30 protein-coding genes and 1 pseudogene are annotated in these 26,464 nt (G+C 73.7%); 17 read left to right on the forward strand and 14 right to left on the reverse strand.

Annotated elements, in window-relative coordinates; translation table 11 throughout:
- Positions 1-20: 20 nt before the first annotated feature.
- The 6 genes from ACQEVZ_RS49045 to ACQEVZ_RS49070 are packed head-to-tail and all read right to left on the reverse strand — an operon-like array spanning position 21 to position 3,272.
- Positions 21-449 (reverse strand): YybH family protein, encoded by a 429-nt coding sequence (locus ACQEVZ_RS49045; RefSeq protein WP_433381695.1) that lies wholly within the window; start codon positions 447-449, stop codon positions 21-23.
- The gene (locus ACQEVZ_RS49050) at positions 446-889 is read right to left on the reverse strand and encodes an SRPBCC domain-containing protein (protein WP_433381698.1); all 444 of its coding nucleotides are present in this window, start codon (positions 887-889) and stop codon (positions 446-448) included. The genes ACQEVZ_RS49045 and ACQEVZ_RS49050 overlap by 4 nt, the downstream gene beginning before the upstream one ends.
- Positions 886-1,230, reverse strand: a complete 345-nt coding sequence (locus tag ACQEVZ_RS49055; RefSeq protein WP_433381701.1) for an ArsR/SmtB family transcription factor — start codon at positions 1,228-1,230, stop codon at positions 886-888. Before ACQEVZ_RS49055 ends, ACQEVZ_RS49050 begins: the two co-directional genes overlap by 4 nt.
- Before the next feature lie 55 nt (positions 1,231-1,285).
- Positions 1,286-1,807, reverse strand: a complete 522-nt coding sequence (locus ACQEVZ_RS49060; protein WP_433381704.1) for a hypothetical protein — start codon at positions 1,805-1,807, stop codon at positions 1,286-1,288.
- Complete coding sequence (locus ACQEVZ_RS49065; protein WP_433381707.1) at positions 1,804-2,565, reverse strand: hypothetical protein; 762 nt, start codon at positions 2,563-2,565, stop codon at positions 1,804-1,806. The genes ACQEVZ_RS49060 and ACQEVZ_RS49065 overlap by 4 nt, the downstream gene beginning before the upstream one ends.
- Positions 2,562-3,272: an ABC transporter ATP-binding protein gene (locus ACQEVZ_RS49070; RefSeq protein WP_433381710.1), complete on the reverse strand. Its 711-nt coding sequence runs from the start codon at positions 3,270-3,272 to the stop codon at positions 2,562-2,564. Before ACQEVZ_RS49070 ends, ACQEVZ_RS49065 begins: the two co-directional genes overlap by 4 nt.
- A gap of 112 nt (positions 3,273-3,384) precedes the next feature.
- Here ACQEVZ_RS49070 and ACQEVZ_RS49075 point away from each other — a divergent pair, with 112 nt between their 5' ends.
- The 5 genes from ACQEVZ_RS49075 to ACQEVZ_RS49095 are packed head-to-tail and all read left to right on the forward strand — an operon-like array spanning position 3,385 to position 8,156.
- Positions 3,385-4,236 (forward strand): sensor histidine kinase, encoded by an 852-nt coding sequence (locus ACQEVZ_RS49075; RefSeq protein WP_433381713.1) that lies wholly within the window; start codon positions 3,385-3,387, stop codon positions 4,234-4,236.
- Positions 4,237-4,268: 32 nt separating this feature from the next.
- Complete coding sequence (locus tag ACQEVZ_RS49080) at positions 4,269-4,916, forward strand: response regulator transcription factor (protein WP_354894664.1); 648 nt, start codon at positions 4,269-4,271, stop codon at positions 4,914-4,916.
- Between the two features lie 54 nt (positions 4,917-4,970).
- Positions 4,971-6,224 carry a sugar efflux transporter gene (locus ACQEVZ_RS49085; RefSeq protein WP_433381716.1) on the forward strand — a complete coding sequence of 418 codons (1,254 nt, stop codon included), beginning with the start codon at positions 4,971-4,973 and terminating at the stop codon, positions 6,222-6,224.
- A gap of 36 nt (positions 6,225-6,260) precedes the next feature.
- A complete protein-coding gene (locus ACQEVZ_RS49090; protein WP_344499812.1) occupies positions 6,261-6,941 on the forward strand; it encodes a GOLPH3/VPS74 family protein in 681 nt (226 codons plus the stop codon).
- Between the two features lie 60 nt (positions 6,942-7,001).
- Entirely contained in the window at positions 7,002-8,156 is a 1,155-nt protein-coding gene (locus ACQEVZ_RS49095) for a winged helix DNA-binding domain-containing protein (RefSeq protein ID WP_433381719.1), read from the forward strand.
- Between the two features lie 14 nt (positions 8,157-8,170).
- Here ACQEVZ_RS49095 and ACQEVZ_RS49100 read toward each other — a convergent pair whose 3' ends face one another.
- Positions 8,171-8,770, reverse strand: a complete 600-nt coding sequence (locus ACQEVZ_RS49100; protein WP_433381722.1) for a hypothetical protein — start codon at positions 8,768-8,770, stop codon at positions 8,171-8,173.
- 53 nt (positions 8,771-8,823) lie between these two features.
- On the opposite strand from ACQEVZ_RS49100, the gene ACQEVZ_RS49105 reads away from it, so the two are divergent.
- The 3 genes from ACQEVZ_RS49105 to ACQEVZ_RS49115 all read left to right on the forward strand — a co-directional run bounded on the left by ACQEVZ_RS49105 (position 8,824) and on the right by ACQEVZ_RS49115 (position 11,124).
- A complete protein-coding gene (locus ACQEVZ_RS49105) occupies positions 8,824-9,372 on the forward strand; it encodes a hypothetical protein (RefSeq protein WP_433381725.1) in 549 nt (182 codons plus the stop codon).
- A gap of 202 nt (positions 9,373-9,574) precedes the next feature.
- Positions 9,575-9,982, forward strand: coding sequence for a YciI family protein (locus tag ACQEVZ_RS49110; protein WP_344499804.1), 408 nt, complete (start codon positions 9,575-9,577; stop codon positions 9,980-9,982).
- Positions 9,979-11,124, forward strand: coding sequence for an RNA polymerase sigma factor (locus ACQEVZ_RS49115; protein ID WP_433381728.1), 1,146 nt, complete (start codon positions 9,979-9,981; stop codon positions 11,122-11,124). The genes ACQEVZ_RS49110 and ACQEVZ_RS49115 overlap by 4 nt, the downstream gene beginning before the upstream one ends.
- 231 nt (positions 11,125-11,355) lie before the next feature.
- On the opposite strand, the gene lepB is transcribed toward ACQEVZ_RS49115, so the two are convergent.
- A complete protein-coding gene (lepB, locus tag ACQEVZ_RS49120; protein ID WP_433381730.1) occupies positions 11,356-11,979 on the reverse strand; it encodes a signal peptidase I in 624 nt (207 codons plus the stop codon).
- A 142-nt stretch (positions 11,980-12,121) separates the two neighbouring features.
- Positions 12,122-12,577, reverse strand: a complete 456-nt coding sequence (locus tag ACQEVZ_RS49125) for a tellurite resistance TerB family protein (RefSeq protein ID WP_433381733.1) — start codon at positions 12,575-12,577, stop codon at positions 12,122-12,124.
- Positions 12,578-12,827: 250 nt separating this feature from the next.
- Between ACQEVZ_RS49125 and ACQEVZ_RS49130 the strand changes: the two genes are divergently transcribed.
- A complete protein-coding gene (locus ACQEVZ_RS49130) occupies positions 12,828-13,802 on the forward strand; it encodes a hypothetical protein (RefSeq protein WP_433381736.1) in 975 nt (324 codons plus the stop codon).
- Positions 13,803-13,815: 13 nt separating this feature from the next.
- Here ACQEVZ_RS49130 and ACQEVZ_RS49135 read toward each other — a convergent pair whose 3' ends face one another.
- Positions 13,816-14,211, reverse strand: coding sequence for an MmcQ/YjbR family DNA-binding protein (locus ACQEVZ_RS49135; RefSeq protein ID WP_433381739.1), 396 nt, complete (start codon positions 14,209-14,211; stop codon positions 13,816-13,818).
- Positions 14,212-14,282: 71 nt separating this feature from the next.
- Here ACQEVZ_RS49135 and ACQEVZ_RS49140 point away from each other — a divergent pair, with 71 nt between their 5' ends.
- Entirely contained in the window at positions 14,283-15,308 is a 1,026-nt protein-coding gene (locus ACQEVZ_RS49140; protein ID WP_433381742.1) for a synaptic vesicle VAT-1 family membrane protein, read from the forward strand.
- Between the two features lies 1 nt (position 15,309).
- Here ACQEVZ_RS49140 and ACQEVZ_RS49145 read toward each other — a convergent pair whose 3' ends face one another.
- On the reverse strand, positions 15,310-16,566 hold the full coding sequence (locus ACQEVZ_RS49145; protein ID WP_433381745.1) for a hypothetical protein: 1,257 nt from the start codon (positions 16,564-16,566) through the stop codon (positions 15,310-15,312).
- Between the two features lie 105 nt (positions 16,567-16,671).
- On the opposite strand from ACQEVZ_RS49145, the gene ACQEVZ_RS49150 reads away from it, so the two are divergent.
- From ACQEVZ_RS49150 to ACQEVZ_RS49165, 4 genes are all read left to right on the forward strand, one after another.
- A complete protein-coding gene (locus ACQEVZ_RS49150; RefSeq protein ID WP_433381748.1) occupies positions 16,672-17,481 on the forward strand; it encodes a hypothetical protein in 810 nt (269 codons plus the stop codon).
- Positions 17,482-17,868: 387 nt separating this feature from the next.
- On the forward strand, positions 17,869-18,525 hold the full coding sequence (locus tag ACQEVZ_RS49155) for a hypothetical protein (protein WP_433381751.1): 657 nt from the start codon (positions 17,869-17,871) through the stop codon (positions 18,523-18,525).
- Entirely contained in the window at positions 18,522-21,278 is a 2,757-nt protein-coding gene (locus ACQEVZ_RS49160) for an ATP-binding protein (protein WP_433381754.1), read from the forward strand. Before ACQEVZ_RS49155 ends, ACQEVZ_RS49160 begins: the two co-directional genes overlap by 4 nt.
- Complete coding sequence (locus tag ACQEVZ_RS49165; protein WP_433381757.1) at positions 21,275-21,748, forward strand: hypothetical protein; 474 nt, start codon at positions 21,275-21,277, stop codon at positions 21,746-21,748. Before ACQEVZ_RS49160 ends, ACQEVZ_RS49165 begins: the two co-directional genes overlap by 4 nt.
- Here the strand turns inward: ACQEVZ_RS49165 and ACQEVZ_RS49170 are convergent.
- On the reverse strand, positions 21,727-21,888 hold the full coding sequence (locus ACQEVZ_RS49170; RefSeq protein ID WP_433381759.1) for a hypothetical protein: 162 nt from the start codon (positions 21,886-21,888) through the stop codon (positions 21,727-21,729). The two genes, ACQEVZ_RS49165 and ACQEVZ_RS49170, sit on opposite strands and share 22 nt — an antisense overlap.
- A gap of 147 nt (positions 21,889-22,035) precedes the next feature.
- Here ACQEVZ_RS49170 and ACQEVZ_RS49175 point away from each other — a divergent pair, with 147 nt between their 5' ends.
- Positions 22,036-22,737: a class I SAM-dependent methyltransferase gene (locus ACQEVZ_RS49175; RefSeq protein ID WP_433381762.1), complete on the forward strand. Its 702-nt coding sequence runs from the start codon at positions 22,036-22,038 to the stop codon at positions 22,735-22,737.
- Positions 22,738-22,792: 55 nt separating this feature from the next.
- Here the strand turns inward: ACQEVZ_RS49175 and ACQEVZ_RS49180 are convergent.
- Together ACQEVZ_RS49180 and ACQEVZ_RS49185 are read right to left on the reverse strand one after the other, a co-directional pair.
- Positions 22,793-23,095, reverse strand: a pseudogene (locus ACQEVZ_RS49180) (discoidin domain-containing protein); the annotation flags it as partial.
- 42 nt (positions 23,096-23,137) lie between these two features.
- Positions 23,138-23,773 carry a hypothetical protein gene (locus ACQEVZ_RS49185; protein ID WP_433381765.1) on the reverse strand — a complete coding sequence of 212 codons (636 nt, stop codon included), beginning with the start codon at positions 23,771-23,773 and terminating at the stop codon, positions 23,138-23,140.
- Positions 23,774-23,803: 30 nt separating this feature from the next.
- Here ACQEVZ_RS49185 and ACQEVZ_RS49190 point away from each other — a divergent pair, with 30 nt between their 5' ends.
- Both ACQEVZ_RS49190 and ACQEVZ_RS49195 read left to right on the forward strand, forming a co-directional pair.
- Positions 23,804-24,697 (forward strand): tetratricopeptide repeat protein, encoded by an 894-nt coding sequence (locus ACQEVZ_RS49190; RefSeq protein ID WP_433381768.1) that lies wholly within the window; start codon positions 23,804-23,806, stop codon positions 24,695-24,697.
- A gap of 263 nt (positions 24,698-24,960) precedes the next feature.
- Entirely contained in the window at positions 24,961-26,400 is a 1,440-nt protein-coding gene (locus ACQEVZ_RS49195; protein ID WP_433381771.1) for a S8 family peptidase, read from the forward strand.
- The last annotated feature ends 64 nt before the right edge of the window (positions 26,401-26,464 follow it).

The raw sequence follows: 26,464 nt of genomic DNA on the forward strand, positions 1-26,464 counted from the left end.
GGCCCGGTCCTGGAGCGTCGTCAGAGCTCGGCGCGAAGCTCGGCGCGGCCGGTGTCGGCGTCGAAGGGCACCGACGCGTGCTCGTGAACGATCGTCCACGCATCGCCTCGGCGGCGGAGGCAGCTCGTCGCGCGCACCCACATGCCGACCTCGGTGCCGTCCCGCATCGTGCCGCTGATCCGGACCAGGCAGTGGCAGAACGCAAGGTCGGCGCCGGCGGTGATCTCCAGGTCCCGGATCTCGTGCCCGATCCCCGTGCGGTACGACGCGATCCACCGCTCCAACCGGTCGGCCGGGTCCTCGCCGCGGCGGACGAGCGGGCCGACCGCGTCGTACAGCACTAGGTCGTCGTCGTAGCCGGCGGCCGCGGTGGCGGCGTCCCGGCGGGCGAAGGCGCGGGTGCGGGTCTCCAGCAGCGCGCGGATCTGCTGCTCGCTGCCGGCCGTCATCGCCGGGCCACCTGACGGCCGAGGGCGTCCAGCCAGTCGCCGGTGCCCTGCTCGCGCCACTCGGGCTGTTCCTGGTCGTCCAGGAAGGTTCCCTGTTCGGTGAGCACCAGGCGGGTCCCGTCGCCTTCGCGGGCGAGCTGCACGGTGGTCAGCGACACGGTCGACAGGACGCTGCCGGTGAACAGGGCCGTGGTGTACACGATGCGCTCGTCGGGGACGATGTCGTGATATTCGCTCCTCGCCACGAGGTCGGTCCCGGCGCCGCCGTGCACGGCCTCGGTGCCGCCGACCCGGAAGTCCAGCGAATACCGTCCGTCCCCGGCCGCGAACCACTTCGCCTTCGTGTCGCGGTCGGACCAGGCCGCGAAGACCGTGGCGGGCGCGGCTGCGTAGGTCCGCTCCAGCGTGAACGTGCTGTGCTTCACCGAGTGGTCGGTCATGATCCTTGCTCCTTCTGCTCGTCGTCGAGGACCGCGCCGAGGCGGTCCAGGCGGTGCTCCCACGTCGTGCGCTGGCGCTGCAACCACGCCTCGGCGTCGCGGAGGCCGGCGGGATCGATCTGGCAGGTGCGGACCCGGCCGGCCTTCTCCGACCGCACCAGCCCGCTGTCCTGCAGCACCTGGAGATGCTGGACCGTCGCGGCGACGGTCACGCCGAGCTGGGCGGCCAGCTCGCTCACGGTCGCCGGACCGCGGGCCAGTCGCTCGATCACCGCCCGCCGGTTGCCGTCCGCGAGCGCGTGGAACACCCGGCCCGTCGCCCCCGCCTCATGCTTAAGCATGCACTTAACCGTAGCCGCCTCACCAGCAAAGCTCAAGTGATGGCTTAAGTGTTTGTCATGCGTCCCGGCGGTGGAAGACGTATCCGGCCGCGGCGATGGCGAACAGCGTGCCCACTGCGACCGCTGCGGTGTCCGGCGTGTAGGTGGTCCGCAGCAGCGGGCCGACGTAGTACACGACGAGCAGCAGCACCACGGCCGCCTCGGTGCGCCGGACGAGGGTGCCGGCGGCCGCGGCGAGCAGGGTGGTGAGCGTCAGGTGCACGGTCGAGTGGAGGGCGACCAGCGCGGCGACCGGCAGCGTCACCACGGCGAGCGCGACGACCTTCGCGGCGTACAGGGGGAGCCGGCGCGGCATGGCGAGGAGGGTCGCGCGGATCTGGTCGCCGCCCTGGTGCTCGGAGGCGGTAGCCAGGACGCCGAGCACCAGGAACCCCGCCTGGACGTAGCGGACGGGCTGCGCCGCGTCCAGGGACGCCAGCAGGAGCGCGACGGCGACCGTCAGCAGCACGGTCAGCCGCAGCGACGGCAGCGTCAGCAGCTTGCGCAGCTCGGCGTGCAGGAGCGTCAGCAGTGTCACGGGTCGCGCCGGTGGAAGAGCGCGGCGCCGACGGCGAGGAGGGCCGCGATCCACGCCGTCATCACCAGGCCGGCGGTGAGCGGGGCGATGCGGACCGGGAAGTCGGGCGTGTGGAGGAACATCTGCGCGCCGACGATGTCCGGCAGGTACGCGGCCGCGTCGGTGACCTTCGTCAGCAGGTACGACACGGAGACGACGGTGCTGTTCACGATGAGGAACGTGAGCGGCACGATCCCGTTGCGCGTGATGAGCGTGATGGCGAACGACAGCAGGGCGATCAGCGTCCAGTACAGGACGGCGGCGGCGACCCGGCCTGGCGCGGGCGCGGACACCCGGTCGCCGTGCAGGGCCTCGGTGAGCGTGAGCGCGGCGGCGGCGGTGACCGCGGCCTGGGTCGCGGCGACGAGGACGAGCGCGGTGGCCTTCGCGGCGAGCAGGCGCAGCCGGCCCGGGACGGCGGCGAGCGTCGCGGTCAGCTGGCGGGCGCGCGGGGCGTCGTGGCCGGTGTTGGTGTATTCGCTGCTGATGATGACCACGCCGAGCACCATCGGGCCGATGAGCCCGACGCCGAGGTCCTGCAGTCCCAGGTCGGACGTGTCGGTGATGGTGCCGTCGTCGATGCCGCGGCGGATGTACGGCGCGTTGAGCAGCACGATGACGGGTGCCAGCAGGGTGCCCAGGACCATGCCGATCCAGGCGGTCGGCAGGCCCAGCAGCTTGCGGACCTCGGCCGCCACCGCCCAGCGGAAGGCACTCACCACGGCGCACCCGCGGTGGCGGTCAGGGCCAGGAACGCGTCCTCGAGGGTCGCGTGGTCGCCGGTGACCTCGGCGAGGCCGCCCTGCACCAGGATCCGGCCCTGGTGGATGACGACGACGTCGTCGGCGATCTCGGCGAGCTCGCCCATGAGGTGGCTGGAAAGCAGCACGGTGCCGCCCCGCGCGGCCCGGTCCCGCAGGAACTCGCGCATCCACCGGATCCCGGCGGGGTCGAGGCCGTTGACGGGCTCGTCGAGGACCAGCACCGCCGGGTCGCCGAGCAGGGCGGTCGCCAGGCCGAGCCGGCGGCTCATGCCGAGGGAGTAGCGGCCGGCGCGCTTGCGGGCGTCGCCGGCGAGGCCGACGACCTCGAGCACCTCGTCGGCGCGCGACACCGGCAGGCCGTTGCTCACGGCGACCCAGCGCAGGTGCGCGCGGGCGGTCCGGGCGCGGTGCGCGCCGCTGCCGTCCAGCAGCGCGCCGACGACGGTGAGGGGACGGTCGAGCTCGCGGTACGGGCGGCCGCACACGAGCGCGCTGCCGTGCTCCGGGCGGTCCAGCCCGAGCAGGACCCGCAGCGTCGAGGTCTTGCCGGCGCCGTTCTGCCCGAGGAATCCGGTGACGCGTCCGGGGCGCGCCTCGAACGTGACGTCGTGCAGGACCCGCGCCCTGCCCTTGCGCTTGCTGACGCGATCGATCGTGATCATAGGCCGAGTCAACCGGGGCGCCCGGCCGCGGGCATCGGGCCCGGCTCGGATCGTCGGGGCGGCGTGCGACCGTGGGCCGTCAGACCCTGGTCTGAGCACTACAGTCGGCGGCGTGAACGCCCATCCGCGTCCGTCGGGACGCTCCAGCGTCCTGCCGGTGCTCGTCATCGTGGGCATGGTGCTGTTGGCGGTGATGTGCACGGTCGGCGGGGACGGCCCGGGCCGGATCGTGCTGCCGTGGGCGATGGTCGGCGCCGCGCTCGCCGCCGCGGCGTGGGCGGTGCGCCGCGCCCGCGCCGACCGGGCCGCCTACGAGTCGCGCCTGACCGCATGGGCCGCGTCGGAGGCGGTGCTCGCCGAGCGGCTGCGGATCGCCGGCGACCTGCACGACATCGTCTCGCACGGCCTGGGGCTCATCACGGTCCGCGCCGCGGCGACCCGGCACCTGCCGAAGCCGGCGGAGGTCGAGGCGGCGCTCACCGACATCGAGGACGCGAGCCGGCACGCGACCGCGGAGCTGCGGCGGATGCTGACGGTCCTGCGCGAGCCGTCCGCCGCCGGGCTGCGCGCGCCGCTGGACGGCCTGGACGACCTGCCGGCGATCGTCGACAGCGCGGCGGTCGCCGGCCTGCGCACCCGGCTCACCGTCGACCCGGAGCTCGGCGCGGTGTCGCAGGGCGTGCAGGTGGCGGTGTGCAAGACCGTCCGGGAAGGGCTCAGCAACGCCGCGCGGTACGCGGGCCCCACCGACGTCCGGGTGGCCGTGCACCGCGACGGGCGGTTCGTCGTGGCCGCCGTGACCGACGCCGGGCCGTCCGACCCCGCGTGGCGGGCGACACCGGGCGCCGGGCACGGCCTCGTGGGCCTGCGGGAGCGGGTGACCAGCCTCGACGGCACGCTGACGGCCGAGCCGGTCGGCGGCGGCTTCCGGGTCGCCGCGCGGATCCCGGATGACGCGGCATGACGTACATGACGGATATCGCGGACATCAGGGTCATGCTGGTCGACGACCAGCCGCTGCTCCGCCACAGCCTCGCGATGATCATCAACAACGAGACGGGTCTCCGCGTGGTCGCCGAGGCGGGCGACGGTGCCGACGCCGTCGCGCAGGCCCGCGCGGCCAGGCCCGACGTGATCCTCATGGACGTGCGGATGCCGCACCTCGACGGCCTGCAGGCGACCCGCCGCATCTGCGCCGACCCGTCGCTGGCCGCGGCGCGCGTGCTGGTGCTGAGCATGTTCGAGCTCGACGAGTACGTCTACGAGGCCCTGCACGCGGGCGCCTCCGGCTTCCTGCTCAAGGACGCCCGGCCCGCCGAGCTGATCGAGGCGATCCGCCGCACGCACCGCGGCGAGTCGCTCTTCGCGCCGTCGATCCTGACCCGGCTCGTCGCGCACTACGTGGCCGCGCCCCGTCCGGACCGGCCGACCGCGGCGCTGCGGCGGCTCACCGGCCGCGAGGTCGAGGTGCTCACGCTCATCGGCGGCGGGCTGTCCAACGACGAGATCGCCACCGCGCTGTCGATCTCGGTGAAGACCGTGAAGTCGCACATCACGCACCTCATGGCGAAGCTCGCGGCGCGGGACAGGGCGCAGTTGGTGATCGCCGCCTTCGATGCCGGTCTGGTACGGCCACGCTCCTGAAAGCCCTGTGAAACGGGGTCGCGCGGGGTCTGGCTGTAGCGGTACAGTCCGGCCATGACCTTGGCCGCTCCGCCGCGCCAGCGGCCGCTCAGTCGTGCCCTCCTACCGCTCGGGCTGATGTTCTTCGCCGTCGGCATCTCCGTCGCCGTCGTCTTCCCGTTCCTGTCGTTGTTCCTGAGCACGGCCGTGCACGCGGACCCCGTCCAGGTCACCGTGTTCCTCATCGCGTCACCGCTGACCGGCGTGCTGGTCTCCTCCGTGGTCGGCCGGGTGTCGGACCGGTGGCCGATCCGCCGGAAGATCCTGGTCGGCGCCGCCCTGTTCGGCGTCGTGGGCAGCCTGGTCGCGATGTTCGTCCGCGACTACTGGGTGTTGTTCGCGCTGTGCATGACCGCCTACGCGTTCGCGGGCTCGCTGTTCCCGCAGTCCTTCGCGTACGCCCGGCAGATCCTCGAGCGGGACAGTCCCGGCCAGGCGGCGATGGGCATCAGCGCGCTGCGGACCGTGTTCTCCCTCTCGTGGGTCGGTGGCCCGGCGCTCGCCGCGGTGCTGCTGGACGTCGGTGGGTTCCGGCTGGTGTACGGGCTGGCCGCCGCCACGTATGCCCTCGCCGCCCTGATCGCGGTGGTCTGGCTCGAGGAGGTGGAAGCGCCGGCCCCTTCGAAGACGGCGGAACCTTCCGCCGACGCGGCGGCGGGACCTTCGGCCGACGCGGCGGCCGGGCCGGAGGGGCCGCGTTGGGTGCTGTGGTTGACGATCGTGGCGTTCGTGCTGATGCAGGTGCCGATGACGCTCGGTGTGCAGGCGCTGCCGCTGTACATCGAACAGGACCTGCACAGCGACGCGTCCCGGGCCGGTCTGATCCTCGGCCTGTGCGCCGCACTGGAGATCCCGCTGATGCTCGGCCTCGGCGCGCTCACCACCCGCTTCAAGCTGCAGACGCTGATCCTCATCGGCGGAGCGTGCGGGACCGCCTACTACGCGATCGCCTGGGTCGCGCCCAACCTGTGGGTGCTCGCCGCCGGGCAGGTGGTCAACGCGCTGTTCATCTCGGCCATCTCCGGCGTCGGCATCACGTACGTCCAGAACCTGCTGCCCGGTCAGCCGGGGCGGGCCACCACGTTGTACACCAACACGTTCCCGATCGGGTCGGTCGTCGCCGGCCCGTTGTTCGGCGTGGCCGCGCACTTCGGCTACCGGTCCGCGTTCGGCATGAGCACCGCCCTGATGGGCGCCGGGTTCGTGCTGCTCGTCGTCACCGCCATGTGGGTCCGGCCGTCGCGCTCCGCAACGTATCCGACACGGTAATGCGGGACGAGCGGGCGCGCGCTACCGTTCCGAGCCATGAGTTCCGTTGCACTGGCGGAGGAGCTGCTCCTGCTCGCCTACGATGACGACACCGGGAAGGCCACCGGCTCCCACATCGGCCTCGACCTCGGCATGGCCGCGGGCGTCCTGGTCGACCTGGCGCTCGCCGGGCGGCTGGCCTACGCCGGGGGGATGATCGTCGTCGTCAAGGACGCGCCGACCGGCGAGCCGATCGCCGACGAGGTCCTCGCCCGGGTTGTCGGCGACACGCCGCACACCCCGGCGTCGTGGCTGCAGCGGCTCCGGCACGGCCTGCGCGACCGGGTCCTGGCCGACCTCTGCTCCCGGGGCATCCTCACCGACGTCGACGAGGTCCAGCTCGGCTTCATCCACGTGCACCGCTACCCGATGGCCGACGCGACCGTGGAGACCGAGGTGCGCGCCCGCCTCGGCCGCGCCCTGACCGGCGACGACGTCCCCGACGAGCGGACCGCGGCCCTCGCGGCGCTGGTCGCGGCGGCGCGGATGGAGCCGGCGCTCTACCTGTCGGGCGACGAGATCGCGGCGGCGCACCGGCGGCTGGAGGAGATCAGCGACAACGCCGGCTTCACGGGCACGGTCAGCATGGAGGAGTCCTCGATCCGCCCGTCGGTCGCGCTCGTCGTCAGCGTCCTCGTCCAGGCCATCCAGACCGCGCTCGGCACCGCCCGCGCCTGACCCCCGCTCGTGACGGCGGGCCGCCCGGCCCGCCGTCCGGACTTGTGGCAGCATGTCCGGGTGCGTCACGTGTCCGACGACCAGCGCCGGGCCCGGCTCGCGGTCCGGCACGCGCTCGCCCCGGACTTCAGGGTGGCGACCCCGGAGGCCGTCACCGGGGCGATGACCGTCCTGCACGCCACCGAGCCCGCCACGGTCCACCTGTCGTGCCAGGCCCGGACCACGGACCTGCGCCCCGCCGACGTGGACCGTGCCCTGTACCAGGAACGGACCCTGGTCAAACAGCTCGCGATGCGCCGGACACTCTTCGTGTTCCCGCGCGAGCTGCTCCCGGCCGTCTGGCCGAGCGCGTCCGCCCGGGTCGCCGCCGGCGAACGCACCCGCCTGGTCAGGGACCTCGTCGCCACCGGCACCACCACCGACGGCGACGAATGGCTCGACCGCGCCCGCGCCGAGGTCCTCGCCGCGCTCGCCGCCGCACCCGACGGCCTGCAGCCGACCGAGATCCGCCGCGCCGTACCGATGATCGACGTCACGCTCGACATCACCACCGCCGACCCGCGCGTCTCGACCCGCGTCCTGACCTACCTCGGCGCCGCCGGCGACATCGTCCGGGCCGTCAACGCCGGCGGCTGGCACCTGTCCCGCCCGCGCTGGACCCTGATGTCCTCGTGGCTGCCCTCGGCGGAGCACGCCGTGGCGGCGGACGGCTACCGCGAACTCGTGCGGCGCTGGCTCTTCACCTTCGGCCCCGGCACCGAGGACGACCTGGTCTGGTGGCTCGGCGCCACCAAGGGCATCGTCCGTGCCGCCCTCGCCGCCCTCGGCGCCGTGCAGGTCTCCCTCGACGGCGGCGGCACCGGCTGGCTCCTGCCCGACGACCTCGACGACCTCCCCGACCCCGGCCCGTGGGCCGCCCTGCTCCCCGTCCTCGACCCGACCGTCATGGGCTGGCAGCACCGCGACTTCTACCTCGGCCCGCACCGCGCCGGCATCTTCGACCGCCGCGGCAACGCCGGCACCACCGCCTGGTACTCCGGCCGCGTGGTCGGCTGCTGGACCCAGGACCCCGCCGGCGTCGTGCGGCTCCGCCTCCTCGAAGACGTCCCCGCCGAGGCCCGCCGCCTGCTGTCCGCCGAGGCCGACCGCCTGACGCAGTGGTGCGCGGGCTTCCGCGTCCCGACCATCTACAACTCCCCGGCCATGCGCGCCTGACCCGCCGCGCCGGCTCACAGCCGGGGAAGTGCCTCGCCGGGTCGTGGCTCGCGCCGCAGGTCGAGCCAGAACACATAGCCGCGGAGGTACCCCTCCAGGCCGTCGTCGAGGTAGGCGACGAAGTCGCGCTGCCCTCGGGCGGCATCGTGGTAGTGGCCCAGGAACTGGGGGTCGGCGTTGAAGCCCCAATGCGGATGGGTGTCCGCTCCCCAGTCGGCGGCCGTCGCGACCGCCCACTCCCGCACGCGACCCCGGTCCCGCCACCACTCGCGGACGGCGCCGGCCGTCCAGTGCTCGTCGCCGTCCCAGTTGTAGCCGCTGTACAGCTCCGCCCGGCAGCCGTGCACCACGGCCTCGGTCTCGCGCTCGTCCACCGGCTGCCGGTAGATGAACTCGAACCCGATTCCGCCGCCGAGATCGTCGTCGTAGCAGATGTGGTCCGGGGCATCCCGCCGCCCGATGGCCAGACTGTCGGTCTCGCCCGCGTAGAACGGCCCCGGCACGTTGCGCCAGTTCCGATGCTCCCAACGCCCGGTGAAGAGCCGATCGGCGGGCTCGCCGAGGCGCTCCACCACACTCCGCGCGGTGGGCAGCGGGTCCCAGTAGCCGGTCATCAGCCCATCCTGCCCGACGTGGCCGCCGCAGCCTCTGCCGGTACTGTGGGTCGATGGGGGAAGCGGTCAACGTCATCGATCTCGACGAGCCCGCGGAGCGGTCCGTGCGGCCGCCGGTGGTCGCGCGGTGGCGACGCAGGGTGCCGGCGAAGGCGGTGGCGCTCGTGGTGCTCGGCGTCCTGATCGGTGCCGTCGCCGGTCAGCGGTGGGAGGCCGCGCGGCAGGAAGAGCGGCGGGCGGCGGAGGTGTCGCTGTTCGTGACGGTTGCCGGGACGGAGTCGGGCCAGGCCGAGGGCGACCGGCTGACCATCGGGGGCACCGTGACCGTGCTCAACGGCGGGCCGAGGCCGGTCCAGGTGGCCGGCGCGGGCGTGGTCGCCGACGTCATGGTCCGGGGCGAGCACCGGATCGAGCCCGGCGCGGCGGGCTGGTTCCGGGTCAGCGCCACCATCACCTGCACCGACGACGCCGCGAGCCGGCCGCTACGGGTCGGGCTGGTGGCGGTGACGGAGGACGGGGTCCGACGCCCGGTGACGACCACGATCCAGCTGAACGGCACCAGCTGGCAGGACCAGGTGAGGCGCGGCTGCCCACGGCGGTGACCACCCGGCCTCACCGGCCCGGTTCCCGCACTGCCCTGGCGCGGATGCTTGTGGCCGGGGATTTGCCGGACCCGCGGCGTAGGGGCTGGGTGACTTCGGCGGGGCGGGGTACATATTTTTCGCCGGGATGCCTGACGGTGTCGAGAACGGGGAGCCGGCTCCGTCCCAGGGGGACAACCGGTCGAGAACGAAGGAGCACACCGTGAAGTACCTGTTGCTGAAGCACTACCGTGGCGGACCGACGCCGGCGGTCGACCACCCGCCGATGGACCAGTGGGCGCCGGAGGACGTCGACGCGCACATCCGGTACATGGGCGAATTCGCGACCAGGTTGGAGAAGGCCGGCGAGTTCGTCGACATGCAGGCGCTGGCTCCGGAGGGCGCGTTCGTGCGGCACGACGGGGAGGGGCGGCCGCCGGTGACCGACGGTCCGTTCGCCGAGACGAAGGACCTCATCGCCGGCTGGTACGTCATCGACGTCGAGTCGTGGGACCGCGCGGTCGAGCTGGCCGGCGAGCTGTCCGCCGCTCCCGGCCCGGGTGGCAGGCCGATCCTCGAGTGGCTGGAGGTCCGGCCGTTCTACACCGAGCTGCCCTCGGTCGGCGAATGAACGAGTCCCTGCTGCGGGAGCTCGTGCCCGCGGTGATCGGTGTCCTCGTCCGGCGCGGAGCGGATTTCGCGTCGGCCGAGGACGCCGTGCAGGAGGCGCTGATCCGGGCCTTGAAGCTGTGGCCGGACGACCCGCCGCGCGACCCGAAGGCCTGGCTCGTCGCCGCGGCGTGGCACAAGTTCGTCGACGCCGCCCGCTCCGAGGCGTCCCGGCGGGACCGGGAGCTGGCCGTGCAGGACGAGCCGCCCGCCGGGGCGGTGCCCGGCGCCGACGACACGCTCCGGCTGTACTTCCTGTGCGCGCACCCTTCGCTGCCGCCCGCCGCGGCCGTCGCCCTCACGCTGCGCGCCGTGGGCGGGCTGACGACGCGGCAGATCGCCCTCGCCTACCTGGTGCCGGAGGCGACGATGGCGCAGCGGATCAGCCGCGCGAAGCGCCGCATCGCGGGGCAGTCCCTCGACCGGCCCGGCGACCTGGGCACGGTGCTGCGGGTGCTGTACCTCGTGTTCAACGAGGGCTACAGCGGCGACGTCGACCTGGCCGCCGAGGCGATCCGGCTCACCCGCCAGCTCTTCGCGCTGACCCGGGAACCTGAGGTCGCCGGGCTGCTCGCGCTGATGCTGCTGCACCACGCGCGGCGCGTCTCCCGTACCGGCGACGACGGCCGGCTGGTGCCGTTGAGCGAACAGGACCGGTCCCGCTGGGACACCGCCCTCATCGCCGAGGGCGTCGAGATCCTGCAGGCGGCGCTGGCCCGCGACCGGCTCGGCGAATACCAGGCGCAGGCCGCGATCGCCGCCCTGCACGCCGACGCGCGCACCACGGAGTCGACCGACTGGGTGCAGATCGTCGAATGGTACGACGAGCTGCTCCCGCTCACCGGCGACAGTCCCGTGGTGCGCCTCAACCGGGCCGTCGCGGTCGGCGAGGCCGACGGCCCGCGGGCCGGCCTGGCGGCCCTGGGTGGCGTCGACCCCGCCGTCCCCCGGTACGCGGCGGTGGCGGCCCATCTGCACGAGCGCGCCGGCGACCTGGCCCGCGCCGCGGACCTCTACGCCGAGGCGTCCCGCGCCGCGACCAGCGTCCCGGAGCGCGACCACCTCACCCGCCAGGCCGCCCGCGCCCGCCACCGCGGCCGCTGAGCCGACCAGCGGTGGAAGCAGGCTGGCCTTCACATCCGGTCGCGGTTGGAGTACGCGGGCCTCGTCCGGCGGCGCGGCTGCCGTACGCGGGGCCGAACACGACGAGCAGGGCCAGGTCCTCGGTCACGTCGACGAACCGGTGCTCCTCCCCCGCCGGCACGAACACGACCGACCCCGGGCCCACGTCCGCCGACCCGCCCGGCGTCGCGCGGGTCGCGATGCGGTGGCAGGTCAGTGCGGGTCGGGCACGCCGGCGAAGGTCGAGGGCACGGAGAGGCTGCGCCATCTTGGGAGGGGCCAGCAGGTGACGAACGCGCGGCCCACGACGCGGTCGACGGAGATGGTGCCGCTGGAGGCGCCGAGGTGGGCGCGGGAGTCGGCGGAGGCGCTGCGGTGGTCGCCGAGCACGAACAGGCGGCCGGCGGGCACCGTGACGTCGAACGGGGTCATGGACGGCTCGTCGCCCGGGTAGAGGTAGTCCTCGTCCAGGGCGGTGCCGTTGATGGTGACCCGGTGCTTGTCGTCGCAGCACTTGACGCGGTCGCCGGCGACGCCGATGACGCGCTTGATGTAGTCCTCGTCGGGGCCGGCGGACCACGCGGGCGGCGGGCGGAAGACGATGATCTCGCCGCGCTCGGGGTCACGGAAGCGGTACAGCACCTTGTTGACGAGCACCTTGTCGTCGATGATCAGCGTCTGCTCCATCGAGCCTGACGGGATGAAGAACGTCTGGACCAGATAGGTGCGCACGACGATCGCCACCAGCGCCGCCACGACAAGCATGACGATGTTCGCCGTCCAGCGCGACCGCCTGCTCTTCACGTTCCCCGTTGCAGGCACGGCCGCAGCGTACATCGTCGATGCCAATGGATCTGCCCGGCACTGGTGGCGATCATTGTGGCATTGGCGACCCGGCTACGTTCAGCACCCAGGTCAATACATCAGGTGACGGTGCCGGCGCGGGGCCGGGGCCGCCGCGCCGGGTGTGCAGGGCTTGCTACAGGTCGAACTCCGCCGGTGGGATGCCGACGGCGAAGCAGGCCTCGCGGACCGCCCTCTTCTCGTTGTCGTCGAAGTCGCCGTCGGCGCCGCCGATGATGATGCCGATCTGGATGACGGCGCGGGCGTGGTCGGGCTTCGACTTGAGCTTCGCGATCGTGGCGATCGCCTCGACCTTGCCGAACTCGAAGTCGCGGACCAGCCGGTCGGCATAGAAGGCGAACTTCTGCCGCAGCTCGTCGGGCGGGAAGACCGCCAGGATGTCGTTGCTGGTGATGACGCCCTCGGTGCGCTGGCGCTCCGAGGGGTCGATACTGCCGTCGGCGGCGGCGATGAGCGCGCACATCGCCATGCTCGCGTTGGCGAACTCCTTGCTCTTGAACTGGCCGGCCCGCGTCTTGAGCTGCCCGCTCATCTCCTGCGTCCGGCTCTTGAGCTGGTCGAAGAATCCCATGCTGCCATCCCCCATCGTTCGAAGCCCCCGCCGGGAAGCCTACCCGCGCCGCCTGACAGAAAGCTGCGAGCGCGCTGCCCGCGACCGGCGGCCTGAGCAGGCGTTACCCCGTACCGGCGACGCTGCCGCAACATGAGCGGCACCGCGGACAATTCGGGAAACTCCGCAATATTTCACCCACGTGTGAGGTTGACCGTTGAGGTCAGCGTGCCGGTCATCTCGTCGCCTGATCGCCGGTACCGTCGAGGATGTGCGGTGGCGGCTCGTGGGGGCGGGCGCGGCGACGCTGGCGGTCCTCGCCGGCGCCGCGGTCATGATCGCGGTCGCGGCCCGGCACAGACCGGACGGCGGACCGGACGGCGCACCGGACGGCCGAGACGTGCTGTGGCGGCGCATCCCCGATGCCTTCGCGGCGCCGCCGGGTGCCACCGTGAGCGCGGTCCTGCTGTACCCGTCGGCGGACGGTTGCTTCTCGGCCACCGGCACCGTCGACGCCGGGATCCGCCGGCACGTCGGGATCTGGGTCGCCGCCGGGGCGTGCGACACCGTCCGGCTCGAGTGGCCCGTGGAGGTGCCGCCGACGAACCCTCAGATCACCCAGCGCGAAACGGTCGTGGACGCGACCGACCTGGAAGGCAACGGCACCTGGCTGACGGTCGCCGCCGCCACCGCCGGTGACCGTGCGTGGGCCGACACGACCCTCGGCGGCCCGTCCGGCGGGGTGTCGGGCCGGCTCCGCGAACCCCCCGACGACCGGGGCGACGTGCCGGTGGCCGTCGGTGCCATCCACAGTCAGTACGCGGTCGTCGGACGGCACGGCGACGAGCCGACGGTGTACCTGTCGCCCAGCGGGAGCCACTGGTGGGACCGCCCGCTGCCCCTGCCCGGCACCGGCCCGGCGGAGCCGCTCGGCGTCGCGGGCGCGCCGGACGTGTTCCGCCCCGAACGCTCCGCCTTCGACATCGGCCCGGGTGTCGTGGTCGGCCGCGCGGGCGGCACCGCCGTCATCTGGTCCAGCGCCGACGGCGGCTTCACCTGGCAGGTCCGGGCGCACCCGGAGGCGGCCGAGCTGACCGGCGTAGTCCACGACGGCTCGGCGTTCGTCGCCACCGGCACCGGCCCGGGCGGCGACGTCGTGGTCCTCACCTCCGCCGACGGCGTCACCTGGCAACGGGATCCCCGCGCGGTGCCGGCCGGCGCAAGGCTCTGGCTGCGCAAGCCGTAGACAGCAACCGTGGTCAGGCGTCCTGGTCCAGGAGAGCGACGCGGCGGCGGCCCGCGGTCCGCCGGTAGCTCGCGTCCAGCAGCTCGGCGATCTCGTCCCAGTCGGTGTCGTCGTCCAGGTCCACGCCGATCCAGCCGGACGGGCCGAGGTAGGCCGGGACGTAGCTGCGGGCGTCCTCCAGCAGCGCGTCGCGTTCGGCCGGGTCGACCAGCACGAGGACCGAGCGCTCGTGCTGCCGGTAGGTGCCGTCGACCTTGACCGAGCCGCCGTAGTAGGCGAACACCTTCGTCGTGTAGAACGCCGGGTGCCCGTGGGAGATCTTCTCCGCGGCGTCGGGCAGGGCGAGCGCGAGCTCCCGCACCCGGCCCAGGATCGGGTCGGCGTCGTCGAACATGATGGGGTGGCCCATTGAGCGACGATAACCGAGGCCAGCAGCGGGCCCGGCGACGGGTGTGACCCAGGACACATTAGAGTCGGTGTATGCGAGCGGTTTGGATCACCAGGGCCGGCGGCCCCGAGGTGCTCGAGGTGCGCACGACGCCCAACCCGTCGCCCGCCACGGGCGAGATCCGCATCCGGGTGCACGCGGCCGGGCTGAACTTCGCCGAGGTGATAGCCAGGCAGGGCCTCTACCCCGACGCGCCGCGCCTGCCGTGCGTCGTCGGCTACGAGGTGGCGGGCGTGGTCGACGCGCACGGCCCAGGCGTCGACGGACCGGCGATCGGCAGCCGGGTGCTGGCGCTCGTGCGCTTCGGCGGGCACGCCGAGCTGGTGTGCGCCCCCGTCGCGCAGGTCGTCGAGCTGCCCGACGCGCTGGGGTTCGAGGAGGCCGCCGCCATCCCGGTCAACTACCTCACGGCGCACCACATGCTCTTCCGCGTGGCGAACCTCCGCGCCGGCCACCGGATCCTCGTGCACATGGCGGCCGGCGGCGTGGGCCTCGCCGTGCTGCAGCTGTGCCGCACCGTGCCGGACGTGGTCACGTTCGGGACCGCGTCGGCCGGCAAGCACGAGGTGCTGCGCGAGTTCGGCTGCACGCATCCGATCGACTACCGCACCGAGGACTACGCCGCCCGGGTCCGTGCCCTCACCGGCGGGGACGGTGTCGACATCGTCCTCGACCCGCTCGGCGGTCGCGACTGGAAGCGCGGGATGCGGCTGCTGCGACCGGTCGGGCAGCTCATCGCGTACGGCTTCGCGAACGCCGCCTCCGGTGAGCGGCGCAGCATCCTTCGGCTCGCCCGGCAGGCGGTGGGCGTGCCGCTGCTGAGCCCGCTCGGCCTGATGAACCAGAACCGCACGGTCAGCGGCGTGAACCTCGGCCACCTGTGGGGCCGCCCCGACCTGCTCCGCGAGGAGCTGTCGGCGCTCATGGACCTGTGGCACGCCGGCGTGGTGAAGCCGCGCATCGACGGCGTCTACCCCTTCGACCGCGCCGCCGACGCGCACCGCCGCCTCGGCGAGCGCCACAACATCGGCAAGGTGCTGCTGGTGCCCTCCGGCTGACCTACGTCGCCGCCCGCACCCACAGGTCCCGGTTGCCGGCGATGACGACCCGCCCGTCGCGCAGCGTCGCGACCGCCTGCGGCGGGGCGTCACCGCAGCCCAGCTCCCCGCGCTGCCACGCCCCGGCGCCGTCGCCGAGCCAGACGACGCCGCAGTAGTCGTTGCGTTCGTCCACCTTGTGCTGCCGGGAGTCGTCGATGACGCCGACGACCACCACGGTCCCGTCCCCGCCCGCGGTGACGTCCGCGACCCGCCCGGCCCCCATGCCCTCCACCGTGCCCCGCGTCCACGTCAGCCCGTCGGCGCTGGTCAGCACGTACGTGGAGTCCTGCTGCCCGCCGCCCTCGATCCCGCCGAACGCCAGCCACCGGTCGGCGGCCTTCACCAGCCGGGTCAGCATGAGACCCGCCGGCAGTCCCTCCACTGTGGACACCTGCCAGGTCCGGCCGCCGTCGGTGGACCGCCATGCCCCCGGCCGGTCCCACCCGTAGCCGATCGCGACCACGGTGTCGCCGTCCGCCTCGAGCACCGCGAGCAGCTGCCGCTCCGCCCGGCTCTGCCGTGGTGCCGCCGGCAGGTCGACCCGCCGCAGCGTCACGCCCCCGTCGTCGGAGACGAGGACCGCCGGCGGCTGCTCCTTCTTCGCGGTCAGGTCGGCGTTGACGATGATCCTGCCGCTCGCCGTCCTGACCATCCCCCTGACCAGGCTCCGCGACCCCTGCCCCTCGAACCCGGTGGTCGACAGGTCCAGCCTGGCCAACTGCTGGGGTTCGCCGCCGCGGTACCGGTAGAGCCCGGAACTTCCGGCGGCGAGGACGTTCCCCTCCGCCTCGACGACGAACCCGTCCCCGCCGATCCCGCCACCGGCCCACCCGCCGCCCTTCCCGGGCGGCCGGTCCCCGCCGGCGTCGCTCCCGCCCGGCGCGGGGTCGATCGCCAGCCGGTCGCACGTCTCGTTCCCCGTCCAGTTCGCCCCGACCGCCCGGAACCCGTTCTGATACGTGCCGATCCCGAGCACGCACCCCCCGACCGGCAGCAGCCGCTGCAACCCCTGCCCTTGCGGGATCCAGTCGGACACCGCCGGCCACTCGACCGCCCCGCCGTGCCTGACGAACCCGAGCTCGGTCGCCGGCACCTTCCCGAGTCCCTTCCGCCCCTCGGTGTCGGCGCTCCACCCGCCGTCGCCGACCTGCTGCCCGCACCCGCCGGAACCCAGCATCATCGCGACCACGACGACAGCACGAACCGCTCGGTACATCCCCGGATCCTCCCAGACCCCCGCGAATCCCATCGCCCGTGCGAGCGGCCGGAGATAGGGAATTTTCCTCTTCTGGGGGTCGGGCGGCGGCCGGAGACTCGCGGCATGGGTGACGAGGCGGTGCCGTGGGCGGCTGAGCGGCTCTTCGTGACGCCGGGGCGATGGGGATGGCGGAGCGTCGACGTCGTGGCGGGCGAGCGGCACGACGGGCTCGTGCCGTCGGAGCGGCCGGAGTGGGTGGAGCCGCCGCGGCCGGACACCAGCGAGCTGCGGCGGGCGGTGTCGGTCGCGTTCTGGGCGCTGATGGGGCAGGTCCTGGCCGTGGTCGGCGGACTGGTCGCGGCCGGCGTCCTGCTTCCGCGGGTGCGGCAGTGGCTGGCCGAGCAGGGGTTCGAGGGGGACGCCTACCCGGCCGTGCGGCTGTTCGCGGGGATCGGCCTGCTCGTGCTGGCGTTCAAGGTGCTGCCCCGGATGGGCGCGTACTACGTGGCGCTGCGTGACCAGCGGGAGTTCGAGGCGCCGTTCCGCCGGGCGAGGAGGCTGGAGCGGCAGCGGTACGAGACGGCCGCCGCCGAGTGGAACGACGCGATCCGCCGGCGGGACGAGCGGGTGCACGCGCGCAGGGACGGACCGGAGTGGATCCCCGTGCTGCCGGAGGTGCCGCCGGCCCGTACGGACGTGATCGGCGGCGACCCGCGCCGGCACGGCTGGGCGAGCCTGCTCGTCACGCTCGGCACGTCGGTGCTGGCCGGCGGGAGCGGATCGCGCTGCTGGACCTCACGGGGCGCGACGTCGGCGGCGGGCTCGAAGCGGTCGCACGGGCCCGGGGGCGGGCCACGCACCGGGTCGACCTGCCCGGGGCGGGCGTCGACCTGTTCGCCGGCGTCGGCGAGGAGGCGCTGCTCGACGTCGTGACGTACACCCTGACCGGGCGCGACGAGACCGGCGACCTGCGGCACGAGCGGGCCCTCACCAGGGATCTGCTCCGGCAGGTCCTGCGCACCCTCGACGGGCCGGTCACCCTCGCGCGGCTGGCCGCCGGGGTGCAGGTGCTGCGCAGGGCCACGGCCGCTCCGGTACTGACCCCCGCCGAGCTGCGGCAGCTGGCCGAGCGCGTCGGCGAGGTCGGCGACGACGACTGGTCGGTCCGGCAGCTGCGGTTCGTCGCCGGCCAGCTGGCCGTGCTGAGCGACGGCGAGACCGTCCGGGTGGGGAGCCGGCCGCTGTGGGCGGACGCGGCGTTGTCGGTGGTGGCGACGGCGGGCGGGCGGGCGGGACGACCGCAAGGACCTCGTCGACCGGATGCTCGCCCACCTCGCGCAGGCCGCGATGCACCGCGGCCGGAGGTTCGCGGACGTGTTCGTCGTGGCGGGCGCGGACCGGCTCGGCGCGGCGACCCTGGAGATGCTGTCGGACAACGCCCGCGCCGCCGGGATCAGGCTGATCCTGATGATCGACCAGCCGCAGGGCGACATCGAGCGGACCGTCGGCACCGGCGGCGCGGTCTGCGTCATGAAGCTGTTCAACCACCGTGACGCCGAGGTGGCCGCCGCGTTCATCGGCCGCGAGCACCGGTTCGTGGTCAGCCAGGTGACCCGGGAGGTGGGCCGGGCGTTCACCGACGGCGGCGGCGACACGTTCACCGGCGCGACCGACCGCGCCTCCAACGCCCTGCCCGGCGCCGTCCGCGAACGCGGCGCCACCACCGGCCTCGCGGAGTCGCGCGGGCACACGTGGTCCGGGGTGCGCAGCTGGTCCTCGACGCAGCAGGTGAGCTCCGCCTCGGTGTCGTCGCGGGTGTACGAGTTCCTGGCCGACCCGCGGCAGCTGATGAGCCTGCCGGAGACCTCGTTCGTCCTCGTCGACAACACGGCGCGCGGCCGCCGGGTCGAACTGGCCGACGGCAACCCCGGCATCTGCCTGCTGGACCGGGTGGCGCTGCGAGGCGGGGACGGGTGACCGGGGACGCGCTGCGAGGGTTCCGGTTCCACCGCCTGCTGGAGGTCCCCGGACCGGCCGGCGACGAGGAGCTCCGGGCCGCGGTCGACGGCTCCCACGCCGCCCTCGCGGGCCACCCGGACGCCGCGGTCATGGCGGTCTGGACGCGCCCACCGGCGGACCGCCGGCTGCGGCTCCTGCTGGCCGGCCGCCCGCTGTTCCCGCCCGCGGTGGACGGCGGGGTGCTGTTCCCGCCCGGCGCCGTCGCCGAGCCGTTCGACGCGGGCGCGGCCACCGCGCTGCTGGACGCGTTCCCAGACTGGGTGGTGTGCGAGGGCCGGTTCGACCCGCTGTGGGGCGGCGAGGAGGGGCGCGGCGCGTTCGACAGCTTCGTCGGCCACCTGAGCGAACCGTTCGCGTTCCTCGTCGTCGCCGGGCCGCTGACCGCCGCCGCCGTCGGGCCCGAGCTGGACGGCCTCGTCACCGACATCGTGGTCCTCGACCGGCCGCAGCTGAGCGAGGCCGGCCGCCGCACCCTGGAGCGCAAGCAGGCCAGGCACCGCGAGCTGACCCGCGCCCGGCTCGGCGGCGCCTGGCGGGTCAAGGTGCTCGTCGCCGGGGCCGTCCCGCGGCAGGCGGCCGTCACCGCCGCGATGCTGTGCGCGGCCGCGCAGCTCGACGGCCTGCCGTACCGGCTGATCCCCGGCGACCAGGCGTGGCCGCTGCGGGACGCGCTGGCCGCCGGCGGCTGGTTCACCGCCGGTGCGCCGCTGCTCACCGCGCTGCTCCGCCCGCCCCGGCGGGAGCTTCCGGGACTGCGCCTGGTCACCCCGCACACGTTCGACGTGACCCCGGAGCAGTCGCCCGGTGAGGGCGTGCGGCTCGGCGCCGTCCTGGACCGCGCGAGGCACCCGTGCGACGAGCTGTGGCTGCCGTTCGGGGCGCTCAACCGGCACACGCTCGTCTGCGGCACGACCGGCGCCGGCAAGTCGCACACCGTGCGGCACCTGCTCCGGCAGGCGACCCGGCGGGGGCTGCCGTGGCTGGTCCTGGAGCCGGCGAAGGCCGAGTACGCCCGGCTCGGCGGCGCCGTCGTCATCCGCCCGAACGACCCCGACGCGCCGCCGGCCGGTCTCAACCCGCTCGAACCGGCGCCCGGCTTCCCGCTGCAGACCCACGTGGAGCTGCTGCGGGCACTGTTCCTGGCGGCGTTCGCGGCGCACGAGCCGTTCCCGCAGGTGCTCGCCGCCGCCCTGCACCGCTGCTACGAGGAGCTCGGCTGGGACCTGACCCTCGGCGCGCCCGCGCACCCCGGGCAGCGACCGCGCTACCCCACCCTCGGCGACCTGCAGCGCGTCGCCGAGGCCGTGGTCCGCGACGTCGGCTACGGGCGGGAGATCTCCGACAACGTGCGCGGGTTCATCGCCGTCCGCCTGGCCAGCCTCCGCCTCGGCAGCGTCGGCAGGTTCTTCGACGGCGGCCACCCGATCGACGCCGGGCGGCTCCTGTCCCGCGACGTCGTGCTGGAGCTGGAGGACGTCGGCGACGACACCGACAAGGCGTTCCTGATGGGCGCGGTCGTCATGCGGCTCGTCGAGCACCTGCGGGTCGCGCCGGCCGGCCGCGGCCTGCGGCACCTGACGGTGGTGGAGGAGGCGCACCGGCTGCTGCGCCGCCCCGGCGCGGACACGCCCGGGCCGGCCGCGCACGCGGTCGAGCTGTTCGCGGCGCTGCTGGCCGAGGTCCGCGCGTACGGCGAAGGCATCGTCGTCGTCGAGCAGATCCCCGGCAAGCTCGTCCCCGACGTCGTCAAGAACACGGCGGTCAAGGTCGTGCACCGGCTCGCCGCCGCCGACGACCGGGACCTCGTCGGTGCCGCCATGAACCTCGACGAGGAGCAGTCGCGGCACCTGCTGACCCTCGCGGCCGGCGAGGCGGCGGTGTTCCCCGACGGCGCAGACCACGCGCTCCTGGTGCGCGTGCCCGGCGGTACCGACGCTGAAGACGCGAACAGGTCGGCCACCGGCATCGGTGCCGTCATCGGCCGGCGCAGCGCCACGTGCGGCGCCGCCTGCCTGCGGTCGGCGTGCACGCTGCGGCACATGCGGACCGCGCAGCAGCTGCTCGCCGCCGAGCCGTGGCTGGCGCTGTGGGCGGAGCTGGCGGTCCTGGCGCACCTCGCCGGCCACCCGACGCCGGTGCCGCGGCCCGACCTCCTCGAAGCCCTCGCGGGCCGGGCGGCCGGCGCGCGGGTCCTGGACTGCGCGATCTCCCACGCCGTCGACGACGCGGTCGCCGTCCGGTCGTCCGTGCTGCAGCCGTCGGTGAGCCCGGACGCCCTCGCCACCCACGTGTGCGCGGCCCTGCGGGCGCCGGGAGGGCACCGGTGCGGGGACGACGCCCTGACGTTCCTCGCGCGGCCGTACCGGTGGGAGCGGGTGCGGCACGCGCTCACCCTGAGCGGGCCGGACGGACCGGACCCGCGGACGGCGCGGTGGCAGCGCGAGCTCCACCGGATCATCCCCGGCACGACCCGGGCCGAGCAGCTGGCGGCGGTGACCGGCTGGCTCGCCGAGGAGCACCGCGACCGGCCACGGCGCGACCTGGTGACGTTCGGCGCCCGGCGACCGTCCACTGTGGAGCTGACGGTCGGCGGTGTACCGGACGCCGGGGACTGGCCCGAGCGGGTCGGCACCGCCCTGACCCAGTTCGACGGCTGCACCTGGCCCACCATCCACCTGCTGACCCCGGCCCAGCGAAGGAGCACCCCGTGAGCGACTCCGGATCCATGTCCAACGACTCCGTGTCCAGCTCGATGTCCACCTCGATGTCGTCGTCGAGCGGCGCCGACTCGCGCGGCGACCAGCACAGCGACGCACCGGCCCAGACCACGGCGAGCACCGCCGCCGACCACGACCATGACTTCCACTACTACGTGACCAGCCCCCGCGAGCCGTCCGGCGACGACACCACCGCCGACGCCGCCACGGGCTCCCCGATCGGTGACGGCGGCCAGACCGGCGTCACGCACCCGGCCGACGGCGAGAAGCCGGCCGGGTACTCCACGGGGGTGCAGGACCACGGCGCGGTCGCGAGCGTGCCCACCCAGCACGACAAGGACGTCGCGACCTGGATGGAGCAGGAGGCCCAGATCGCCAAGGCCCTCGCCCAGCAGGCCGAGCTGCCCGGTCAGGAGTCTCCTCAGCAGATGGTCGACAAGGCTCAGTCCGCCACGGGTCGCTGACCGGCGCTCCAGTCGGCGGCGGTGTCGCGGACGTACGACTCGTAGGTGCGGGGCGGGAGGTGCACGGCGGCGGCCTCCAGCCCGGCGTCGTGGGCGCTCAGCGCGAGCAGTTCCTCGACCTGTCCGAGCCGCCGAGACACGGTGTCCGGGGTCCAGGACGCCCTGGATCGACGCGACGAGCGCGGGCCTGCATGCCGCGTACGCTACGCGCCGCAACCCCCGCGGCAGCGCCCGAAACCCGACACCAGACCGTGTTACGGTGGTGGTCGATCGGGGGCGGGATTCAGATGAGTGAGCGCGGGGCACGGGTCCGCGAGGTGCGCCGCCGCCTCGCGCAGGACGGTCCGCCGTGGACGCGGGACCACGAGCTGGACTTCCAGACGGTCACGATGCCGGAGCGGGACTGCGACCTGCTCCGCGACCTGCTGATCGCCGACGGGGCCGGGACGGTCGTCGAGGTCGGGCTCGCCTACGCCAGCTCCGCCCTCGCGGTCGGTGAGGCGCTGGTCACGGTCGACCCGCCGCACCCACGGCACGTCATCGTCGATCCCTTCCAGGACCAGGCGTACTCCGATGTCGGCTGGGACCTGCTGCGCGCCGCGGGCCTGGACTCCGTCGCCACGCTCATGCGCTCGCCGTCCTCCGTCGCGCTGCCGGAGCTCGTCTCCGAGGGGTTCATCGCCGACGCGGCGTTCGTGGACGGCAGCCACCGTTTCCACGAGGTCTTCGTGGACCTCTACTTCCTGCGCAAGATCGTCCGGCCGGGCGGGTTGGTCGTCATGGACGACGACTGGACGCCATCGGTGCGCACCGCGGTCCGCTACTACGAGCGGCACCTGGGCTGGACGGCGATACCCGGTGCCTTCGCCGCCGGCACCCTGCGGCACATCGCCGACGACCCCGCTGCCGAGGCGGTGCCCCGCTGCCGCGCTCTCCGGCTGCCCGACGCGCTGGTCGAGCCGCCCTTCACCGAGTTCCACCCGTTCTGACCGGTCCAACCGGGGCGGGCGGGCCGTCGCCGCCCGCCCCGTGCCTCTCGTCGAGTTACACCGCGTACACCTCGAGCTCGTTCACGCGGACGTAGTTGAGCTGATGGGTCGGTCCGCTGCGGCCGGAGATGCGGATCAGCCGGGCCGTCCGCGACGGGAAGGTCGACGTGATGCTCAGCGCCGTGTTGCCGCGCACCGACGCGACCGTCAGGAACGAGATGCCGTTCCAGACCTGGATGTCGTAGTCGCGGATCGGGTAGCCGGCGCTGGTCTTGACCACGACCCTGGAGAAGGTCTTGTTCACGCCGAAGTCGGCCTGGAGCCATTCCGGGTTGTTCGGCGGGTACGTGCCGCTGTTGTTGGCCCAGCTGTACGCGGGGCCGAGGCGGGTGTCGGGGTTTCAGTCCGTGGCCCTCGACGGGGAGTACCCGGAGAAGGTGCTGGACGCCGACGCGATCGCGCCGCAGGCGAGGTTCTCGATGCCGGTGCCGCCGTCGCCGCCGGTGCTGCACATGTTGAACCTGATCAGGCCGGTGTCGTACTCCTGGAACGTCGACTCGCTGAACACGACCGCGGCGCCGCCGCCGTTGTCGTCGCGATCCTGGCCCGACACGGTGCTGGTGATCGTGCCGCCGCCCTGGACGGGGACGCTGACCGCCGTGCTGGTGGTGCCGCCGCCGTCGAGCTCGAACCACTGGTAGGCGATGGCGTTGCCCCACACCGCGCGGTCCCACGTGGTGATGAACACGTCGGAGTTCTGCCAGCTGTCGATGTCCCGCTTCCTGACCTTGGGGAAGAAGTAGGTCTTGATGATGCCGCCGATCGAGCCGATCACGACCAGCTTCATCTCCCGCTTGCCCTCGAACAGCGAGCCGAACGAGCTCCGGTCCGGCACCCGCCAGCGCTGCAGGTACTCGGAGCCCTGGTTGTTGCGCAGCCCGGTCGGGTTGCACGCGGCGGCGAGACCGGCACCGGCCGCCTGGGTGGCCTGCGGCCCGGCCGGCTGCGCCTGCGCCTGCAACGGCGCGACCGGCACAGGGCCGCCGTAGTTGATCTTCTCGTCGCCGTGACCGAGCGTCGCGCGGACACCACCCCGGAGCGGCTGCCCGACCGGGAGGCCGCGCACCGCTGGCTCGGCCGCGAACACCGGGTGCTGATCAACGCGGTGACCCAGGCCGCCACCGCGGGATTCGACACCCACGCCTGGCAGCTGGCGTGGGCCCTGAGCGACTTCCTCGACTGGAGCGGCTACTGGCACGACTTCGCCGCCGTGCAGCGCGCCGCCCTCGACGCGGCGGAACGCTCGGCCGACCTGGTCGGGCAGATCCACGCCGGCCGCTACGCCGCCCGGGCCTGCATCCGGCTGGGCCGCGACGACGAGGCGCGCACCCGCCTCGACCACGCCATCGAGCTGCGCCAGGCGATCGACGAACCCGCCGTGGAGGCCGGCTGCCGCATCAACCTGTCGCTGACCCTGGAACGCGACGCCGACCACCGCGGCGCGCTGGCCCACTCGCTGCGGGCCCTCGAGCTGTTCCGGGTCGCCGACCACGAGTCCGGCTACGCCCTATCGCTCGGCATCGTCGGCTGGTATCACGCGCTGCTCGGCGACTACGACCACGCCCTCGACTGCTGCCGTCGGGCCCTGGACCTCCAGCGCCACCTGGGCGGCGAGATGCCGTCCACATTGGACAGCCTCGGCTTCGCCTACCACAAGGTCGGCCGCCACGCCGAGGCCGTCGCCTCCTACGAGCGGGCCATCGAGCTCTACCGCGACGCCGGCAACCGCTACTACGAGGCCGACACCCTGGTCCACCTCGGCGACTGCCACTGCGCCGCGGGCGCCGCCGGCCTCGCCGTGCACGCCTGGCGGCGCGCCCTGGACATCCTCGACGACCTGCACCACCCCGCCGCGGCCGACCTCCGGCTCCGCGTGGACGGCGCCGACCGCCTGGCGTGACGGGCGTTCCCGCGTGTCGGGTGGCTTGTCGCCGGGTGGCGTTCCTCCGATGTGGCCTCGCGCGAAGCGGCGTAGACGACCGTTCATCAGGCGTTTCCGGCGCCGCCGGCTTCCGGGGCGGTGCGACGCGAGTGGGTGGTGTAACGCGAGTGGCCGGTGTGGCGCTCTTTCCGGCGTGCGGCGCTACCGCGCCGCACGGTCAACCGGACATTCCTGACGGAGGGAACACGGTGAGACATTCTCGTCGAACTACGCTGGCAGTCGTGTCGGCGCTGGTTGCCGGGGCCGGGGCTGTGGCCACCACCTCGGCACCGGCGTGGGCGGTCGGGCCGGAGAGCACGTTCCTGGTGCTGGCGCCGCAGGGGCAGTCGACCGCCAAGGCGGTGAGCCGGGTCGCCGCGGCCGGCGGCACGGTCGTGGCGCGCTACGACCAGATCGGCGTGCTCGTGGCCCGCACGACCAACCCGGCGTTCCAGTCGGCGGTCGCCGGGGCCGGTGTCGACGCGGTCGCGTCCACCGGCGGGCTCGCCACCGCGCTGGACGACGACGAGACGGTGGCCGTCGTCGACTCCGCGACCGTGCAGGCGACCGGCGACCCGACGGGCGAGCCGCTGTGGGGCCAGCAGTGGGACATGACGCAGATCGACGTCCCGCAGGCGCACAAGGTCACCACCGGCAGCCCTGACGTCGTCGTCGGTGTGCTCGACAGCGGCATCTCGAGCACGCACCCGGACCTGGTCACGCAGATCGCCAAGGACAAGAGCGCGTCCTGCATCGGCGGCGTCGTCGACACGACCGAGGCCGCCTGGAACCCGACCACGTCGGACCACGGCACGCACGTCGCCGGCACCATCGCCGCGGCCATCAACGGCGTCGGCGTGGCGGGTGTCGCGCCCGGCGTGAAGGTCGCCTCCGTGAAGGTCGTCAACGACGACGGGTTCATCTACCCGGAGGCCGCCGTGTGCGGGTTCATCTGGGCCGCCGAGCACGGCATGCGGGTCACCAACAACAGCTACTTCATCGACCCGTGGGAGTTCAACTGCCGCAACGACGAGCGGCAGCGGCCGGTCTGGACCGCCGTCCAGCGCGCGCTGCGGTACTCGCAGAGCAAGGGTGTGCTCAACGTCGCGTCGGCCGGCAACTCCAACGTCGACCTGCAGCACAAGTTCGTCGACAGCGGCAGCCCTAACGACGGCAGCTTCCCGGTCGAGGACCGCACCATCACCGGCGCGTGCGTCGACCTGCCCGCCGAGGCTCCGGGCGTGCTCACCGTCTCCGCGGTCGGCCCGACCAAGCAGAAGAGCTACTACTCCTCCTACGGCCAGGGCGTCGTCGACGTGACCGCGCCCGGCGGCGACACGCGCTTCCGCACCGGCGGCAGCCCGTCGACGATCACCGACGGGGTGCTGTCGACGACCTTCAACACGGTGACGAAGACCAACGGCTGGGGCTACAAGCAGGGCACCTCGATGGCCGGCCCGCACGCCGCGGGCGTCGCGGCGCTCGCGCTGTCCGCCCACCCGAACCTCACGCCCGGCGCGCTCGCCTCGTTCATGGAGCGGACCGCCGTCAGCATGCCGTGCCCGAGCGGCGTCTACAACCCGGTCCCGAAGCTGGTCGGCTACGAGGCCACCTGCTCCGGCGGGAACCGTAACGGGTTCTACGGCGCCGGCGAGATCAACGCCTACAACGTCGTGCGGTAGCTCCACCCTGCCCCGTCCGGCAGCCGTCACCGTCCCGGTGGCGGCTGCCGCGTTTTTTGCCCCC

It is taken from the genome of Dactylosporangium sp. CA-152071 (assembly GCF_050936335.1).
In the GTDB taxonomy this organism is placed as follows: Bacteria; Actinomycetota; Actinomycetes; order Mycobacteriales; family Micromonosporaceae; genus Dactylosporangium; species Dactylosporangium maewongense.

Excerpts from the sequence above, each read along its gene's own strand:
- ACQEVZ_RS49045 (WP_433381695.1), bottom strand. The coding sequence starts at position 449 with ATGACGGCCGGCAGCGAGCAGCAGATCCGCGCGCTGCTGGAGACCCGC.
- ACQEVZ_RS49050 (WP_433381698.1), bottom strand. The coding sequence starts at position 889 with ATGACCGACCACTCGGTGAAGCACAGCACGTTCACGCTGGAGCGGACC.
- ACQEVZ_RS49055 (WP_433381701.1), bottom strand. The coding sequence starts at position 1,230 with ATGCTTAAGCATGAGGCGGGGGCGACGGGCCGGGTGTTCCACGCGCTC.
- ACQEVZ_RS49070 (WP_433381710.1), bottom strand. The coding sequence starts at position 3,272 with ATGATCACGATCGATCGCGTCAGCAAGCGCAAGGGCAGGGCGCGGGTC.
- ACQEVZ_RS49080 (WP_354894664.1), top strand. The coding sequence starts at position 4,269 with ATGCTGGTCGACGACCAGCCGCTGCTCCGCCACAGCCTCGCGATGATC.
- ACQEVZ_RS49085 (WP_433381716.1), top strand. The coding sequence starts at position 4,971 with ATGACCTTGGCCGCTCCGCCGCGCCAGCGGCCGCTCAGTCGTGCCCTC.
- ACQEVZ_RS49090 (WP_344499812.1), top strand. The coding sequence starts at position 6,261 with ATGAGTTCCGTTGCACTGGCGGAGGAGCTGCTCCTGCTCGCCTACGAT.
- ACQEVZ_RS49100 (WP_433381722.1), bottom strand. The coding sequence starts at position 8,770 with ATGACCGGCTACTGGGACCCGCTGCCCACCGCGCGGAGTGTGGTGGAG.
- ACQEVZ_RS49105 (WP_433381725.1), top strand. The coding sequence starts at position 8,824 with ATGGGGGAAGCGGTCAACGTCATCGATCTCGACGAGCCCGCGGAGCGG.
- ACQEVZ_RS49115 (WP_433381728.1), top strand. The coding sequence starts at position 9,979 with ATGAACGAGTCCCTGCTGCGGGAGCTCGTGCCCGCGGTGATCGGTGTC.
- lepB (WP_433381730.1), bottom strand. The coding sequence starts at position 11,979 with ATGTACGCTGCGGCCGTGCCTGCAACGGGGAACGTGAAGAGCAGGCGG.
- ACQEVZ_RS49125 (WP_433381733.1), bottom strand. The coding sequence starts at position 12,577 with ATGGGATTCTTCGACCAGCTCAAGAGCCGGACGCAGGAGATGAGCGGG.
- ACQEVZ_RS49135 (WP_433381739.1), bottom strand. The coding sequence starts at position 14,211 with ATGGGCCACCCCATCATGTTCGACGACGCCGACCCGATCCTGGGCCGG.
- ACQEVZ_RS49140 (WP_433381742.1), top strand. The coding sequence starts at position 14,283 with ATGCGAGCGGTTTGGATCACCAGGGCCGGCGGCCCCGAGGTGCTCGAG.
- ACQEVZ_RS49145 (WP_433381745.1), bottom strand. The coding sequence starts at position 16,566 with ATGTACCGAGCGGTTCGTGCTGTCGTCGTGGTCGCGATGATGCTGGGT.
- ACQEVZ_RS49150 (WP_433381748.1), top strand. The coding sequence starts at position 16,672 with ATGGGTGACGAGGCGGTGCCGTGGGCGGCTGAGCGGCTCTTCGTGACG.
- ACQEVZ_RS49155 (WP_433381751.1), top strand. The coding sequence starts at position 17,869 with ATGCTCGCCCACCTCGCGCAGGCCGCGATGCACCGCGGCCGGAGGTTC.
- ACQEVZ_RS49175 (WP_433381762.1), top strand. The coding sequence starts at position 22,036 with ATGAGTGAGCGCGGGGCACGGGTCCGCGAGGTGCGCCGCCGCCTCGCG.